18 protein-coding genes, 1 tRNA gene and 1 pseudogene are annotated in these 14671 nt (G+C 65.5%); 10 read left to right on the forward strand and 10 right to left on the reverse strand.

Features of this window, described 5'->3' with window-relative positions; translation table 11 throughout:
• The first annotated feature begins 72 nt into the window (after nucleotides 1–72).
• Nucleotides 73–1494 (forward strand): aldehyde dehydrogenase family protein, encoded by a 1422-nt coding sequence (locus tag ACM9ME_RS08315; RefSeq protein WP_415642995.1) that lies wholly within the window; start codon nucleotides 73–75, stop codon nucleotides 1492–1494.
• Entirely contained in the window at nucleotides 1491–2828 is a 1338-nt protein-coding gene (locus ACM9ME_RS08320; protein WP_415642996.1) for a DUF1254 domain-containing protein, read from the forward strand. The genes ACM9ME_RS08315 and ACM9ME_RS08320 overlap by 4 nt, the downstream gene beginning before the upstream one ends.
• 23 nt (nucleotides 2829–2851) lie before the next feature.
• Here the strand turns inward: ACM9ME_RS08320 and ACM9ME_RS08325 are convergent, their stop codons facing one another.
• The 4 genes from ACM9ME_RS08325 to ACM9ME_RS08340 form a co-directional block, all read right to left on the reverse strand.
• Complete coding sequence (locus ACM9ME_RS08325) at nucleotides 2852–4102, reverse strand: multidrug effflux MFS transporter (RefSeq protein WP_415642997.1); 1251 nt, start codon at nucleotides 4100–4102, stop codon at nucleotides 2852–2854.
• Between the two features lie 44 nt (nucleotides 4103–4146).
• On the reverse strand, nucleotides 4147–4272 hold the full coding sequence (locus ACM9ME_RS08330; protein WP_415642998.1) for a hypothetical protein: 126 nt from the start codon (nucleotides 4270–4272) through the stop codon (nucleotides 4147–4149).
• A complete protein-coding gene (locus ACM9ME_RS08335) occupies nucleotides 4269–4934 on the reverse strand; it encodes an SGNH/GDSL hydrolase family protein (protein ID WP_415642999.1) in 666 nt (221 codons plus the stop codon). Before ACM9ME_RS08335 ends, ACM9ME_RS08330 begins: the two co-directional genes overlap by 4 nt.
• A gap of 90 nt (nucleotides 4935–5024) precedes the next feature.
• A complete protein-coding gene (locus ACM9ME_RS08340; RefSeq protein ID WP_415643000.1) occupies nucleotides 5025–5618 on the reverse strand; it encodes a TetR/AcrR family transcriptional regulator in 594 nt (197 codons plus the stop codon).
• A 43-nt stretch (nucleotides 5619–5661) separates the two neighbouring features.
• On the opposite strand from ACM9ME_RS08340, the gene ACM9ME_RS08345 reads away from it, so the two are divergent.
• Entirely contained in the window at nucleotides 5662–6519 is an 858-nt protein-coding gene (locus ACM9ME_RS08345; RefSeq protein WP_415643001.1) for a metal-dependent hydrolase, read from the forward strand.
• A 10-nt stretch (nucleotides 6520–6529) separates the two neighbouring features.
• Nucleotides 6530–7030: a GNAT family N-acetyltransferase gene (locus ACM9ME_RS08350; RefSeq protein ID WP_415643002.1), complete on the forward strand. Its 501-nt coding sequence runs from the start codon at nucleotides 6530–6532 to the stop codon at nucleotides 7028–7030.
• 80 nt (nucleotides 7031–7110) lie between these two features.
• On the opposite strand, the gene ACM9ME_RS08355 is transcribed toward ACM9ME_RS08350, so the two are convergent.
• The 5 genes and pseudogenes from ACM9ME_RS08355 to ACM9ME_RS08375 all read right to left on the reverse strand — a co-directional run bounded on the left by ACM9ME_RS08355 (nucleotide 7111) and on the right by ACM9ME_RS08375 (nucleotide 10150).
• The gene (locus ACM9ME_RS08355) at nucleotides 7111–7728 is read right to left on the reverse strand and encodes a YbhB/YbcL family Raf kinase inhibitor-like protein (RefSeq protein WP_415643003.1); all 618 of its coding nucleotides are present in this window, start codon (nucleotides 7726–7728) and stop codon (nucleotides 7111–7113) included.
• 35 nt (nucleotides 7729–7763) lie between these two features.
• The gene (locus ACM9ME_RS08360) at nucleotides 7764–8288 is read right to left on the reverse strand and encodes a GNAT family N-acetyltransferase (RefSeq protein WP_415643004.1); all 525 of its coding nucleotides are present in this window, start codon (nucleotides 8286–8288) and stop codon (nucleotides 7764–7766) included.
• A gap of 164 nt (nucleotides 8289–8452) precedes the next feature.
• Nucleotides 8453–8722, reverse strand: a complete 270-nt coding sequence (gene rpmA, locus ACM9ME_RS08365) for a 50S ribosomal protein L27 (protein ID WP_415643005.1) — start codon at nucleotides 8720–8722, stop codon at nucleotides 8453–8455.
• Between the two features lie 216 nt (nucleotides 8723–8938).
• A pseudogene (rplU, locus tag ACM9ME_RS08370) lies at nucleotides 8939–9265 on the reverse strand (50S ribosomal protein L21); the annotation flags it as partial.
• Between the two features lie 108 nt (nucleotides 9266–9373).
• A complete protein-coding gene (locus ACM9ME_RS08375; RefSeq protein ID WP_415643006.1) occupies nucleotides 9374–10150 on the reverse strand; it encodes an SDR family NAD(P)-dependent oxidoreductase in 777 nt (258 codons plus the stop codon).
• A gap of 63 nt (nucleotides 10151–10213) precedes the next feature.
• Between ACM9ME_RS08375 and ACM9ME_RS08380 the strand changes: the two genes are divergently transcribed.
• The 4 genes from ACM9ME_RS08380 to ACM9ME_RS08395 all read left to right on the forward strand — a co-directional run bounded on the left by ACM9ME_RS08380 (nucleotide 10214) and on the right by ACM9ME_RS08395 (nucleotide 12752).
• The gene (locus ACM9ME_RS08380) at nucleotides 10214–10942 is read left to right on the forward strand and encodes a TlyA family RNA methyltransferase (RefSeq protein WP_415643007.1); all 729 of its coding nucleotides are present in this window, start codon (nucleotides 10214–10216) and stop codon (nucleotides 10940–10942) included.
• 49 nt (nucleotides 10943–10991) lie between these two features.
• On the forward strand, nucleotides 10992–11234 hold the full coding sequence (locus ACM9ME_RS08385) for an accessory factor UbiK family protein (protein ID WP_415643008.1): 243 nt from the start codon (nucleotides 10992–10994) through the stop codon (nucleotides 11232–11234).
• 247 nt (nucleotides 11235–11481) lie between these two features.
• Complete coding sequence (locus ACM9ME_RS08390) at nucleotides 11482–11985, forward strand: type III secretion system chaperone family protein (protein WP_415643009.1); 504 nt, start codon at nucleotides 11482–11484, stop codon at nucleotides 11983–11985.
• A complete protein-coding gene (locus ACM9ME_RS08395; RefSeq protein WP_415643010.1) occupies nucleotides 11982–12752 on the forward strand; it encodes a pyrroline-5-carboxylate reductase family protein in 771 nt (256 codons plus the stop codon). Before ACM9ME_RS08390 ends, ACM9ME_RS08395 begins: the two co-directional genes overlap by 4 nt.
• Nucleotides 12753–12891: 139 nt before the next feature.
• Here the strand turns inward: ACM9ME_RS08395 and ACM9ME_RS08400 are convergent, their stop codons facing one another.
• Entirely contained in the window at nucleotides 12892–13353 is a 462-nt protein-coding gene (locus tag ACM9ME_RS08400; RefSeq protein ID WP_415643011.1) for a MarR family winged helix-turn-helix transcriptional regulator, read from the reverse strand.
• A 60-nt stretch (nucleotides 13354–13413) separates the two neighbouring features.
• On the opposite strand from ACM9ME_RS08400, the gene ACM9ME_RS08405 reads away from it, so the two are divergent.
• Entirely contained in the window at nucleotides 13414–14505 is a 1092-nt protein-coding gene (locus tag ACM9ME_RS08405) for a branched-chain amino acid aminotransferase (RefSeq protein WP_415643012.1), read from the forward strand.
• A gap of 37 nt (nucleotides 14506–14542) precedes the next feature.
• Nucleotides 14543–14614 (forward strand) — tRNA-Gln (locus tag ACM9ME_RS08410).
• The last annotated feature ends 57 nt before the right edge of the window (nucleotides 14615–14671 follow it).

Here is a 14671-nt window from a genome sequence, read left to right on the forward strand (position 1 = left end):
ACAGTCTCTGCTTGCGGAGTCACGCGACGTGGCCGAATAAGTCCTCAAACGAAACGTGAGAGGATGATTGCGATGCACGATTACACGCAGCACTATATCGACGGCGCCTGGGTTCCAGGCGAAGGCGCGGTGCGCGACGTCATTTCGCCCTCGACCGAAGAAGCGGTGTCGCAGATCAAGGTCGCAACCAAGGGTGAAGTCGATCGCGCCGTACAGGCCGCGCGCAAGGCATTTCACAGCTTCTCGCAAACCAGCGTCGAGGACCGCGTCGCCCTGCTCGGTCGCATTGCGGAGGAATATAAGAAGCGCGTGCCCGATTTCGGGCGTGCGATGGCCGAGGAAATGGGCGCGCCGGTCTCCTTTGCCTCCACCGCGCAATCGCTCGCTGGTCTCGCCCATTTCGGCATCACCGCCAAGACGCTCAAGGACTTTCAGTTCAGCGAGCGCCTCGGCAACGCGCATGTCGTTTACGAACCGATCGGCGTCGTCGGGATGATCACGCCGTGGAACTGGCCGCTCAACCAGATTGCGCTGAAGGTCGCGCCGGCGCTCGCGGCGGGTGACACGATGATCCTCAAGCCCAGCGAAGAATGCCCCGGCTGTGCGCACATTCTCGCCGAAGTGATGCATGCGGCGGGCGTCCCCGCGGGCGTGTTCAACTTGGTGCAGGGCGACGGCCCGACCACGGGAGAGGCGATCAGCGCGCACCCGGACATCGACATGGTCAGCTTTACCGGCTCGACCCGCGCCGGCATCCTCATCGCCAAGGCCGCGGCCGACACGGTCAAGCGTGTCCACACCGAATTGGGCGGCAAGGCGGCCAACGTCGTTCTGCCCGGCGCCGACCTCTCCGCAGTCCTGCCGCCGACGATCCAGGGTGTCCTGGCCAATTCGGGGCAAAGCTGCATCGCCCCGACCCGCGTCCTCGTCCACAAGGACCAGATGGCCGAAGCGACGCAGGTCGTGAAAGCGATCGTCGAAAGCGTCCCCGTCGGCGACCCGCTGACCGAAGGCGCGCATATCGGCCCCGTCGTCAACAAGGCGCAGTTCGACAAGATCCAGTCGCTGATCCAGTCGGCGATCGACGAAGGCGCGACGCTGGAGACCGGCGGCACCGGCCTCCCCACCAACGTCAATCGCGGCTATTTCATCCGCCCGACGGTGTTCACCGGCGTGACGCCCGACATGCGCATTGCCAATGAGGAAATCTTCGGCCCGGTCGCGACGCTGATGACCTACGACACGCTCGATCAAGCAATCGAGATCGCCAACGACACGCCCTATGGCTTGTCGGCGACGATATCGGGCGATCCTGCCGAAGCCGCCAAGGTCGCGCCGCGCCTCCGCGCCGGTCTCGTCACGATCAACAGCTGGGGTCCCGACAGCTTCGCGCCGTTCGGCGGCTACAAACAATCGGGCAATGGCCGCGAAGGCGGTGTCTATGGCCTCAAGGAATTCATGGAGGTGAAGACGGTCGTCGGAGCGCCTGCATGATGCGCGCGCTCGTCCTCGCGCTGGCGCTCGCCGCTTCGGCGACGCCAGCGCTGGCCGCGCCAAGGGTCGCGCCCGCCGCCGCCTCGTTGCTCAACGAGACGGCGGAGGACGCCTATATCTATTTCTACCCGCTGATCCTCGAAGACCTCACGCGCCGGATATCGATGGTCGCGCCGCCGCCGCTCGGCGGAGCGATCAACGGATTTGCGCACCGCCCGGCCTTTCCCGATGAGAAGTTCGCGGCGATCGTGCGGCCTAACGCCGACACGCTCTATTCGAGCCTGTGGTACGACGTGACCGCCGGCCCATTGGTCATCGACGTCCCCGACAGCGGTGGCCGCTATTATTTGCTGCACCTGATGGATGCGTGGACCGAGACCTGGGGTGCGACCGGATCGCGCACCACCGGCACCGGCGCGCAACGCTTGATGATCGTCGCGCCGGATTGGCAAGGCAAGGTGCCCGCCGGGGTCGAGCTCCTGCGCAGCCCGACCAATCAGGGCTGGCTGCTCGGCCGCACCCAGACCAACGACCCGGCGGATTATCCCGCGGTGCGGGCGTTTCAGGCCGGGATGAAGATCATCGCCGCGCCCGCTGCCGCCAAGCCTCCACCCCCCGTCGCGTTCAAACCGCCGTTCGAGGCCGTCGAGACGATGAGCGCCCAAGCCTATTTCACCCGCGCCGCCGAACTTCTCGCCGCCAATCGCCCGCACGACATGGACACGCCGATGCTTCAACGCCTGCGTGGGCTCGGCATCGTGCCGGGCGCAAAGTTCGACTGGAATGCCCTGACCGATGCGCAGCGCGCGGCGCTCACCGCCGCGCATGACGGCGCGACCCCGCGCATCCGTGGCGCGATGGTCAGCACCGGATTGGTGCGCAACGGCTGGCGCACCACTGTTGCGGGCATCGGCACGTACGGCGCCGACTATCTTCACCGCGCGGGCATCGCCTGGTTCGCGCTGGCGGCCAATTTGCCCGACGACGCGATCTATCCCACCGCCAATACCGACAGCCGCGGCAAGCCGTTCACCAGCGACGCACGCTATACGATCCATTTCGCCAAAGCCGACCTGCCGCCCGTACGCGCCTTCTGGTCGCTGACGCTGTATAACGAACGCCAGCTGTTCGCCGCCAATCCGATCAAGCGTTTCGCCATCGGCGACCGCGACGATTTGACCTTCAACGCCGACGGCTCGCTGGACCTCTATGTCCAGCGGGCCGATCCCGGCGCGGCCAGGCACGCCAACTGGCTGCCCGCCCCGGCCAATGGCGGTTTCAGCCTGACGATGCGGTTATACTGGCCCGAAAAACGCGCGATCGAAGGCGGCTGAGCGCCCCCGCCGGTGATCCGCCGTTAGGGCCGCGCAACCGGTCGCGGGTCGGGATGGTGCGGCACGAACAGCCGCCCGCGCTCGACGATCAGAACGATGATCAGGCTCATCGTCCCGCACGCGACGAAGCCCAGCGCCATGGGCACGGTCGTCCCGTTGAACGCCTGTCCGATGACCACGCCGACCAACGCCCCGCCGACGTTGGAAATGAACCCCTGAATCGATGCCGCGGTCCCGGCGATATGCCCGACCGGCTCCATCGCCATGGCGGAGAAATTGGACCCGATCAGGCCGATCGTCGCCATCTGCATCGCCTGCAGCACCACGAAAGTCTCCAGCGTTTCATAACCGAACCACGCGACCGCGCTGTGGATCAAGGCGACGGTGATCGAGACCAGCACTGCGCCATGCGACAGCTTGCGCGTGCCCAGCCGCTCGACCAGCCGCGAATTGAGAAACACCGATCCCCCCATCGCCGCCGCGACCAGCGCAAAGACATAGGGAAAGGCGTCGGGCCGCCGGAACACGTTTCCGACGATTTGTTCGGACGAATAGATATAGCCCAGCAACCCGCCGAAACTCAGCGCGCCCCCGACCGAATAGCCGAGCGAAAACCGGTTGCCGAGCGTGGCGCGATACGCCTCGATCAGCAACGCTGGCGAAATCGCCCGCCGCCTTTCGAACGCCAGCGTTTCCGGCAGCCGCAGCGACGTCCATACCAGTATCGCCGCCGACAACAGGCCCAGCCCCCAGAAATTCCACCGCCACGGGCCGAACGCCAGCAGCACCGAACCCAGGCTCGGCGCGAGGATCGGGACGATGAAGAACAGCATCGATGCGAGACTCATCACCTTGGCCATCGTCCGTCCGCTATAACAATCGCGCACCACCGAGGTCACGAGAACGCGCGTCGATGCGCCAAACGCCCCCTGGATCCCGCGCGCGATCACCAGCATCGTCAGCGTCGTCGATCCGGCGGCGATAAAGCTGGTGATGACGAAGCCGACCAGGCTGAACACCAGCACCGGCTTGCGGCCATAACGGTCGGCCAGCGGTCCATAAATCAACTGCCCGGCACCAAAGCCGAAGGTGTAACCGGCAATGACATATTGCAGCGAATTGGCGTCGGCGACGTGCAAGCCGCGGCCGATGGCGGGCAGGGCAGGGAGCATCATGTCGACGCCCAGCGCGCCGATCGCCATCAAGCCGGCGACGAGCGCGATGAACTCGCGCTGCGATACGCCGGGATGGGGATTGAAATCGTCGCACGCCATGCGCTGCGCCTAGGCGCTGGGGCCGCGCCGCGCCACCCGCTGCGTCAGGTCAATGCGTGACCGCGCAGCAACCTGGCGACGACGGCACCAATAATCACCAGCACGGCGATGACGATGATGATGATCACCACGCGACCGCTGGCGTCGAACCGGGTTTCACGAAATTTCATGCCGCGCAGGCTTGTGCCACCACATGCTTCCAGATGCCATAGCCGCGCGCATTCGGGTGGACGCCGTCATCGGTCAGCGTCGCCGGCTCGATGCCGTCGTTGCCGACCATCGCCGCATTCACGTCAAGCACCGGCACACCGATCTTGCGGATCAAGGCATTCAGCGCGACGATCCGCGCGCGGTCGAATTCACCTGCGCGGCCCATCTCGCTCGGGCCGACCGGCGGGATGGTGGTGATGCGGACGTCCGCCCCCACCATGCGTGCGCGCGCGACGATGGCGCGATATTTTTCGAGGAAATCCCCATCGCTGGTGTGCGCTTCACGGTGCGCGTCGTTCAGCCCGACGGCGACGATGACCATCTGCGGATGACGGATCGCCAGCACTTCACGCGAAAGTAATTCCACGGCTTCGGTACGCGCGCCGGCGACCCCCGCGTTGAGCACCGTCTTGCCGCACAATTGCGGCAAATCGGCCATATCGACGATGCTGTCGCCCAAGATGATCACCGGGTCGGGCACTTGCCGCGCGTGCGCGAGGATCACCAGCCGGCGCGTGTCGTAATAGGTTCGCCCCGGCGGACGCGAGGCCAATGCCAAGGCGCTGCCGGCGACGGCCAGCCCCACAACCAAAATCATCGCCACCCGCGTCCGACGCGTCATCGTCCCCAATCCCCTTTGGGAACGGTGGCTTATCGCCGAAATATGCCGCGTCGCGCGAAGCTGTGTCCGTTACGGACCGGGTTCACACCTTTATGGTTTGGCCATTCGCGCTTGCAGGCCGGGACTTGCCAGCAGTTGCTGATAGGCCAGATTCCGCGCGGTTTCGCGCGGCAGGCCCAGCGCATCGGCCATCGGTTTGCCCAGCAATGCATCACCCAGCGCCATGAGCACCAGGTTGAGCGTTTCCTGCCGGATCAATCCGTCTTGATTGTCGACCGACAATTCGTCGACCAGCCGCAGGATCGCCGCCAGGATCGGGTCGAGCGCATCTTCATTCCCCGACAACAGCATCCAGATCGCGAGCGCCCCCGCGCCCTGTCGGTCGAACGCATCGAAGCACAGATCGACGATCGTATGCGGGTCGGCCTCACCCCGCCGCGCCTGCTGGACCACGCCCGCGATCGTCGCGCAGACCTGATCGGCCATGGTTCCGGCCAAGGCTTTTTGCAGCCCCGCGGCGCTGCCGAAATGATGCAGGATATTGGCGTGCGTCCGGTCGATGCGTGACGCGACCGCCTTCAGCGTCACCGCCTGCGGCCCTTCGTCGAGCAAAATCTGCCGCGCAGCCTCCAGCGCGCGGTCGCGGCTTTCATCGGGGGTCAGGCGTTTACGGTCTATTGACATCAATGTCAGTAATGGTATCGGATCGGCATAAGGAGTCTGTTAGATGACCGCGTCCCATTCGCCTAGCGACCTGACCATCACCCCGCGCGACCGCCGTTTCGGCCGCGCGCTGGCGCAAAAGCGCTGGTGGCTGAATGGCGACCCGATCGGCTCGGCCTTCCACAATGCGCTGTCGATCACCTTCCCGCGCGGCGAGGCGTTCTTCGTCGAAAGCGTCAAGGCATTCCGCGATGGCGCCGACCCCAAGCTCGAACGCGAAATCCGCTCGTTCATCACGCAGGAAGTGATGCACAGCCGCGAACACGTCGCGTTCAACAAGCGCGTGTCGGACGCCGGCTACAAGATCGATCACCTCGAACAGATCGTCGCCGATTCGTTGGAAATGACCAAGGATCGCCCGGCGATCCTCAACCTCGCGGTGACGATGGCGCTCGAACATTACACCGCGATGATGGCGCACATGATGCTCAAATCGGACCTGTTCAAAGGGTCCGATTCGGAACTCAAGGAAATGTGGCGCTGGCACGCGATCGAGGAAATCGAGCACAAGGGCGTCGCGTACGACACTTGGCTGCACGCGACGAAGGACTGGACGCGGTTCAAGCGCTGGAAGGTCAAGGCGATCATGATGGTGCTGGTCAGCCGCACCTTCTGGATGAAGCGCTGGGACGGCACGCTCGATCTGCTCGCACAGGACGGCATCACCGGCTTCAAGGCCAAGGCACGCTTGTTCTGGTATCTGGTCGGCACGCCCGGCGTGATGCGTCGCTTGTTCCCCGCCTGGGTCGCGTTCTTCCTGCCCGGTTTCCATCCGTGGAACCACGACGACCGCGCGTTGATCGGTACGTATGACAGCGATTATGCGGCGGCGAACATGGCGCAGCCCGCACTGGCGGCTTAAAGGTCGGGGCATGATCGCCCCGACTCTCCAAACCGAACGCCTCATTCTCCGCGCCGCGACGCGCGCCGATTTCGAAGCCTATGCCGCGATGTGGCGCGACGAGCGCGTCACGAGCTTCATCGGCGGGCAACCGCGCGACCGCATGACGAGCTGGACCAAGTTTTGCCAGATCGTGGGACTGTGGTCGCTGGTTGGCTACGGTTATTGGCTGGCGTTCCAGAAAGACGACGGCGCGCTCGCGGGGGTCGGCGGGCTGTCCTATTTCGAGCGGGGCGTGCCCGCGCTCGATGGATTTCCCGAAGCCGGCTGGGCATTCGGAGCCGATAGTTGGGGCAAGGGGTATGCCACCGAATTCATGCGCGCGGTGTTCGACTGGGCTGATGGCCAGCAACTCGGCGAAATCCGCTGCATCATTTCACCGGGCAATGACGCCTCGGTACGCGTCGCCGAAAAATGCGGCTTCACCCGCCTGCCGGACGACGGCGAGTATATGGTTTTCGCGCGCCCCTGATCGTCGCCCCGGCGCAGGCCGGGGCCGCAACCAACGGTCGCACTCTATCGACAGCGGTCCCGGCCTTCGCCGGGACGACGCTAAGCCGTGACCACCGCGCCACCAGCCTCGGGCCTGCCCGCATCGTCCTCGCCGCGCGAATAGGTCCCGGTGAGCACACCAGCTGCCAGCACGCGGCCGGTGATTGCCGCCACCAGATCCTTGCGCTGCGGATTGGCGGCCAGTTCGGGCTCTGACGACAGCGCGAACAGCTGAAACACATAATCATGTACGCCATGCCCGTTGGGCGGATCCGGCGGCAGCCAGCCCTCGGCGCGACGGCTGTTCTTGCCGACATCGCCGTCCGCATCGCCCGCGCCGTCCGCGACGATCGCGCCTTCGGCGAGATGCTGCGTTTCGGGCGGGATACGCCACATCACCGCATGACTGATGGGATCGGGAAACGGCGCGCCGGGATCCTCGACGATCAGCGCGAGACTGGCTGTTCCTTCAGGGAGCACGCCCCATACCAGGGGTGGCGAAACCCCCGCGCCATCGGCCGTAAATCGCTCGGGCAAGCGCCCGCCATCGGCAAATGCCGGCGACGACAGATCGATTTTCGGGGTGCCTTGCGCGATGTCGAGGATGACGAGCTTGTCATGCCCCGCGCGGGCATTGCGGAGTAACTGGCCAAGCCAATGGGGCACGTGTTCGAGCATAAGGCTCTAAGCCGCCATGCCCGAACTTGGTTCCGTCACGCCGCCACCCGCTCCCGCAAATCCTTGGCCAGGGTCACGCATGGCACGTTCGTTCCACGCGCGAGGCAGTGGCGCGGTTCGACGCCGGTCACCGCGAAGCCGAGCTTGGCCAGCACCCGGCCCGATGCCGGATTGTCCTCGAAATGCCCGCTGGTCAGCCGGTCGAGCTTGAGCGAATCGCGCGCCATCGCGACGACGGCGGTGGCCGCTTCGGTTGCATAGCCCTGGTTCCAATAATGTGGCGCGATCCAGTAGCCGAGCTCGGGCGCGCCATCGCGCCGCGCAATGCCGACCCCGCCGATCAACGTCGGCGCGCCGGGCGTGCGCAACAAGATCAGGCAGTCGGCTTCGCCTTGCCCGCGCTCGCGACCGAGATATGCGGCGGCATCGGCCAAGCTATACGGCCACGGCAGACGCGCCAGCTTATAGGCCACCGCCTCATCGGCGATCGCGGCGTGCAACTGCGGCGCGTCCTCGACCCAGCCGGGCCTCAGCAGCAATCTGTCGGTCCTGGCGAACATTATCGTCTCTCCTCTCGCGCCCCTAACCCGCCTGTGTGACGGGCCGGTGGCAGTGCGGGAGACAAAGAAAAGGGAGACCAAAGGGGGTGCCTTTGTCTCCCTTTCGATCCGTTACCGGATCGGCAGGCCACCCCTTGGGCGACCCGCGTCATGAGGTCGCTATGTTACTCGGCAGCCGCCATAATCGCGTCGACCGAGACGTACTTCCGGCCCAGCTTGCCGAGGTGGAAGCGGACGCGGCCCTCGGCGGTCGCGAACAGCGTGTGGTCGCGACCACAGCCGACATTCACGCCCGGCCACACGCGGGTGCCGCGTTGGCGCACGATGATGTTGCCCGACAGACAGGCTTCGCCACCGAATTTCTTGACGCCGAGGCGACGGCCTGCGGAATCGCGGCCGTTGCGCGTCGAGCCGCCTGCTTTTTTATGTGCCATGCTCGATTACTCCTTGTCGGCCGCAGGCTTGGCAGCCGGCGCCTTTTTGACAGCAGCCTTCTTGACCGGCGCAGCGGCGACCGCATCGTCGCTGGCCGCAGCGGCCGGAGCCGCCTTGGGCTTCGCCGGGGCTTTCGCCTTCACGGCCTTGGGTGCTTCAGCAGCGACCGGAGCCGTCTCGACGGCCGGTGCGGCTTCGACCGGCGCTTCGACCACAGGCTTTTCCGCCTTCGCGGCCTTGGGCTTTTCTTCGGCGTGCGTATCGCCGACGCTCAGGATCTTGAGGATCGTGTGCTGCTGGCGATGGCCGGCCTTGCGACGATAATTATGGCGACGCTTCTTCTTGAAGACGATAACCTTCTCGCCCTTCGCCTGCGCGATGATTTCGGCCGCGACGGACGACACGGCATCGCCGCCGCCCGTGAACAGAATGTCGCCCAGCGAGACGCGCGCGCCCGCTTCGCCATCGATCTTGTCGATGACGATCTTGTCTCCGGCGGCAACGCGATACTGCTTGCCGCCTGTGCGCACGACTGCGAACATGGCTCTCATCTTCTCTTCAAAGCGAATGGACGCGAGGAGCGAACTCCCCACGCGGAAAGCGGCCCGTTACGTAAAACCGCCCCGCCTGTCAACGCGAGTCGGGGCAAATTACCCGTCGGCACGCGACTTTTGCAGCCGCCCGGCGATCGACCGCGCCAGCCCGCGCGGGGTCAGCCGAATGCTCTCGGCCATCATGAAGTTCATCGCGCCCGAAATCTTGACCGCCTGATTGGCCTCCAGCGCCGCCAGCCCGTCGCGCACCACCGGATCGGGGCCGCTGCCCATCATCTTGAACAACGCCGATTCGCCCATGCCCGCGACATCGGCGAATTCGGTCTTGGTCGGTCCCGGACAAAGCGCCGATACCCGCACGCCATGCGGCTTGACCTCCTCGTGTAACGCTTCCGAAAAGCTCAGCACGAACGCCTTGGTCGCGTAATAGACCGCCATCCACGGCCCCGGCTGAAACGCCGCGGTCGATGCGACATTCAGGATACCGCCCGCCTTCGCCGCGATCATCCCCGGCAGAACCGCATGGCTCAATTCCATCAGCGACGTACAGTTCAGCCGCACCATTGCCGATTGCGCGGCGATATCCAGCTTGGCGAAGTCGCCGCGCAATCCCGATCCGGCATTGTTGATCAGGAGGTCGACGGGCCGCCCGCCGATCGCCGCAACCACCGCCGCGACGCCACCCTCGGCGCCCAGATCGGCGGCGGCCACATCCACTTTCACGCCCGTCGCGCGCAGCTTCGCCGCCAGATCGTCCAGCCGGTCGGCCCGCCGCGCGACGAGCAACAAATCATGCCCCTTCGCCGCCAGGCTTTCCGCAAAGCCGACCCCCAGACCCGCCGACGCGCCGGTGACAATCGCCAATCCCGCCATGATCTCTCTCCCGTTTCAAAACGATACTAGTCCTTGGCGGCATGGACGGGCAATGGCGGTCGGATGAAGGCTCGCGCCGATCAACTGCTCGTCGAACTGGGCCTCGCCGAAAGCCGCGCGCGGGCGCAGGCGCTGATCCTCAGCGGCAATGTATTCGCGGGCGACAAGCGCATCGCCAAGGCGGGCGAACAGCTCCCCGCCGGCACGCAATTGACGGTCAAGGGCCGCGATCATCCCTGGGTGTCGCGCGGCGGGGTCAAGCTCGCGGGCGGGCTCGATCATTTCGGCTGGGATATGGCAGGGGCGAGCGCGATCGATGTCGGTAGTTCGACCGGCGGCTTTACCGACGTGCTGTTGTCACGCGGTGCCGCGCATGTCTTTGCGGTCGACAGCGGCACCAACCAGCTGGCGTGGAAAATCCGCCAGGACGACCGTGTGACGGTCCTCGAACAGACCAACGCGCGCCACCTCACCGCCACCGAGATCGACCGCCCGGTCGACCTGATCGTCTGCGATGCCAGCTTTATCGGCCTCGCCAAAGTCCTCGAACGGCCTTTGTCCTTCGTCACGCAGGGCCGCTGCATGGCCCTGATCAAGCCGCAGTTCGAGGCCGGCCGCGAACTTGTCGGCAAAGGCGGCGTGGTCCGCGATCCGGCCGTCCATCAAGCTGTCTGCGATCAAGTCGCCGCGTGGTTCGTCGAAACCGGCTGGCATGTCGAGGGCATCACGCCATCGCCCATCACCGGCCCCGAAGGCAATGTCGAATTCCTGATCGCCGCGCACCGCGATTGACGCGGGGCCAGGCACTTCCCACATCCTTTCGCGAACGAGGAGTTTACCGATGCAGACCGAAAACCGCTTCTTCGACGATTTCAGCAAATTCGTGAACGGCGCCGCGGGCACGCTCGCCGGCGCAGGCCGCGAAGCCGAGGGCCAGTTTCGCGAAAAGTTCAAATCGTGGATCGGCGGCGCCGATTTCGTCAGCCGCGACGAGTTCGAAGCGGTCAAGGCGATGGCCGCCACCGCGCGCGAAGAGGCCGAACTGCTGAAGGCGCGCATCGCCGCGCTCGAAGCCAAGGGCTGAACCAAAGTCCCCTCCCACCGGGAATGATCAGGAGAAACATCCCCCGGATGTTTCAGAACCTGCGGGTGCAGGTTCGACCTGATCATCGACACGGCGAAGCCGAGCGGGGGTGGGCTGGCATGCACTGCCCACCCCGGTTCGCTGCGCTCACCACCCCTCCCGATGGGAGGGGACTCGGGAGCACTTTTCCACAGTTTTCCGCCACCCGCGCTTGCACCCGCCGCCAGACAAGGCCAGCACTCCACCCATGGCCGTGACCGTAATCGATGACGACGACGCCGTTGCGGCGCCGATCGACATGCTCGAAAGCTGGTTCGAGGCGCATAATTGGTCCGCCGAGCGCGTCAGCGATGACGAGGTCGTGGCCTCGGCCCAGGGTGCCTGGGGCCAGTATGAACTGCGCGGCGTGTGGCGCGAGGAGGATAATGTCCTCCAATTCCTCGCCTTCCCGGATATTCGCGCCACCGACCCGCAAAAGGCGGCGATTTACGAGACCATCGGCATCGTCAACGAACAGCTGTGGCTCGGCCATTTCGAATTATGGGGCCAGGGCGGAACGCTGCTGTTCCGCCATGCGCTGCTGCTCGGCGGCGATGCGGGCCTGACGCTTGATCAGGCGGAGACGGTGATCGAGGTCGCGGTGGACGAACTCGACCGCTTCTATCCCGTGTTCCAGTTCGTCCTGTGGGGCGGAAAGTCGCCCAAGGAAGCGCTCACCGCGGCGATGGTCGAGACGCGCGGCGAGGCGTGAGCTTTCGCCGCATCTGGCTGATCGGGTGCGGCAACATGGCCAGTGCGATGCTGCGCCGCTGGCTCGATTGCGGGCTCGATCCGGCACACGTGACGGTGGTCCGTCCGAGTGGTGCGCCCGTCGCTCCCGGTGTCCGGGTGGTCCGCGACGTTCCTGACGAACCGGCACCGGAGTTGCTGCTGATCGGCGTCAAACCGCAAATGCTGGGGGACGTTGCCCCCGGCTTGCAGGCGGCATCGACCGGCATCGTCCTTTCAATCCTTGCGGGCACCAAACTGACCAGCCTGCGCGCTCATTTTCCCGAGGCGGGTTCGATCGTCCGCGCGATGCCGAACCTGCCGGTGGCGCTCGGCAAGGGCGTCGTCGCCACCGTATCCGACGCGCCGATTGCGCCAGACCTCGCCAGGCTCCTCGATCAACTCGGTCTCGTCGAACATGTCCCCGATGAAACCCTGTTCGACGCGGTCACCGCGCTTGCCGGTTCAGGCCCGGCCTTTGCCTATCGCTTCGTGGATGCGCTGGCGAAGGGCGGCGCAGCGCTCGGCCTCGATCCCGCACAGGCCAGCCGCCTCGCGCTCGCCACGGTCGGAGGCGCGCTTGCGCTTGCCCGCGGAGATGGCACGCCGCCCGGCGAATTGGCCGAACGCGTTGCCAGCAAGGGCGGCTCGACGCGCGAAGGGTTGAACGTCCTCGATACCGGCCTCGACGATTTGGTCGCCGAGTGCCTGGCGGCGGCGACCCGTCGCAACGCAGAACTGGGCGGCTAAGCCGTTTTTTCTTGCTTTGTTCTGAAAAGCGCTGTAGCTAAGTATTTGATCTCGCTTCATGATTTCAACCGGCGCGGGTGCCGGATTGAGTCTTGAAGGAGGCATGAATCAGCATGAATCAATTCACATCCGAAACAATTTAACGCGCCGCCAATCCTTCCAGCACGCGCCACATTCCTGTCACCGCATCCTGCCCCGCGCGCTCATAGCCCTTGGCGAGGGTCGCGCGCAGCGGTTCGAACAGTTTCGCCTCAAGCGCCAAGCCGTCCTCGCTCAACTGCAACAGCCGCTTGCGCCCGTCATCCTCATGTCCCTCGGACACCACCAGCCCGCGCGCGGTCAGCTCGCTCATCACCCGCCCCAAACTCTGCTTGGTAATGCCCAACTGGCGGATCAGCGTTCCCACCGTCAGCCCCGGCGTCCGCCCGATCAAATACAGCGCGCGGTGATGCGCCCGGCCCAATCCGGCCTCCGCCAGCACGGCATCCGCCGCCTCGACCAGCGCCGATCCGCCGAAATACAGCAATTCGATCCCGCGCCGCACCTCGGCTTCGCGCAGGAACAGGGGCGATGCGGCGGCGCCGGGCGGGACTGCGCTCATGTTGACCAGTTCTGGCAGCGGCCTTAGCCCGCGGCAACCATCGGAGACGGGTGAACGGCAATGGCGGACGGTAGTGATTTCGAATTTGCGGCCAATTCCGCTCCCGTCAGTGCCGAAGATCGCGCAGCCATGCTCACCGAACCCGGCTTTGGCCGCGTGTTCACCGATCATATGGCCAGCGCCGAATGGACCGAGGGGCGCGGCTGGCATTCGGCGCGGGTCATGCCGCGCGGGCCGCTGAGCCTCGATCCCGCCGCCGCCGTGCTGCATTATGCGCAGGAGATTTTCGAAGGCCTCAAGGCTTATCGCACCGAAACAGGCGACACCGTGCTGTTCCGCCCCGACGCCAATGCCGCGCGCTTCCGCAAATCGGCCGAGCGGCTGGCGATGCCGATGGTCTCCGACGACTTGTTCATCGGCGCGATCGAGGCGTTGGTGAAGGCCGACCGCGACTGGTTCCCCGCCGGACCCGAGGGCGCGCTCTACCTGCGCCCGTTCATGTTCGCGAGCGAGGCGTTCCTCGGCGTGCGCCCGGCGAAGGAATACCGCTTCCTCGTTCTCGCTTCCTCGGTCGCCGGCTATTTCAAGGGCGCACCCAAGGCGATCACCATCGGCGTATCGCGCAACCTCAACCGCGCCGGCCCGGGCGGCACGGGCGCGGCGAAGTGCGGCGGCAATTATGCCGCGAGCCTCGTCGCGCAGGCCGAAGCGATCGAACACGGTTGCGACCAGGTCGTGTTCCTCGATGCGGTCGAACACCGTTTCGTCGAGGAACTGGGCGGCATGAACACCTTCTTCGTGTTCGACGACGGCTCGATCCTGACCCCGCCGCTCGACGGCACGATCCTCCCCGGCATCACCCGCGATTCGCTGATGACCCTGGCGCGGGACGAGGGCGTGGTGGTGCGTGAGGAGCGCTATGCCATCGACCAGTGGCAGGCCGATGCGGCCAGCGGGCGGCTGCGCGAATCCTTCGCCTGCGGCACTGCGGCGGTGGTGACGTCGATCGGCAAGGTGGTGGATGGCGACACCAGCTTTATCATCGGCGATGGCGGGCCGGGGCCGGTAACCCAGGCGCTCAGGGAGCGGCTGGTCGCGATCCAGCGTGGCCAATCGAACGATCCGCATGGCTGGCTCAAGCGGTTGTTTTGAACGGACTGCCTAGCTAAGAGCGCCGCTTCGCGCACGATGGGGCGTCGCCAAGTGGTAAGGCAGCGGCTTTTGATGCCGCCATTCGCAGGTTCGAATCCTGCCGCCCCAGCGCGCAGGATGAGCACGAAATAGCGGAGCTATTCGCCCGTCAGCCAAGCGCGGCCGA

This window comes from Sphingomonas antarctica (genome assembly GCF_965137005.1).
In the GTDB taxonomy this organism is placed as follows: domain Bacteria; phylum Pseudomonadota; class Alphaproteobacteria; order Sphingomonadales; family Sphingomonadaceae; genus Sphingomonas_O; species Sphingomonas_O antarctica.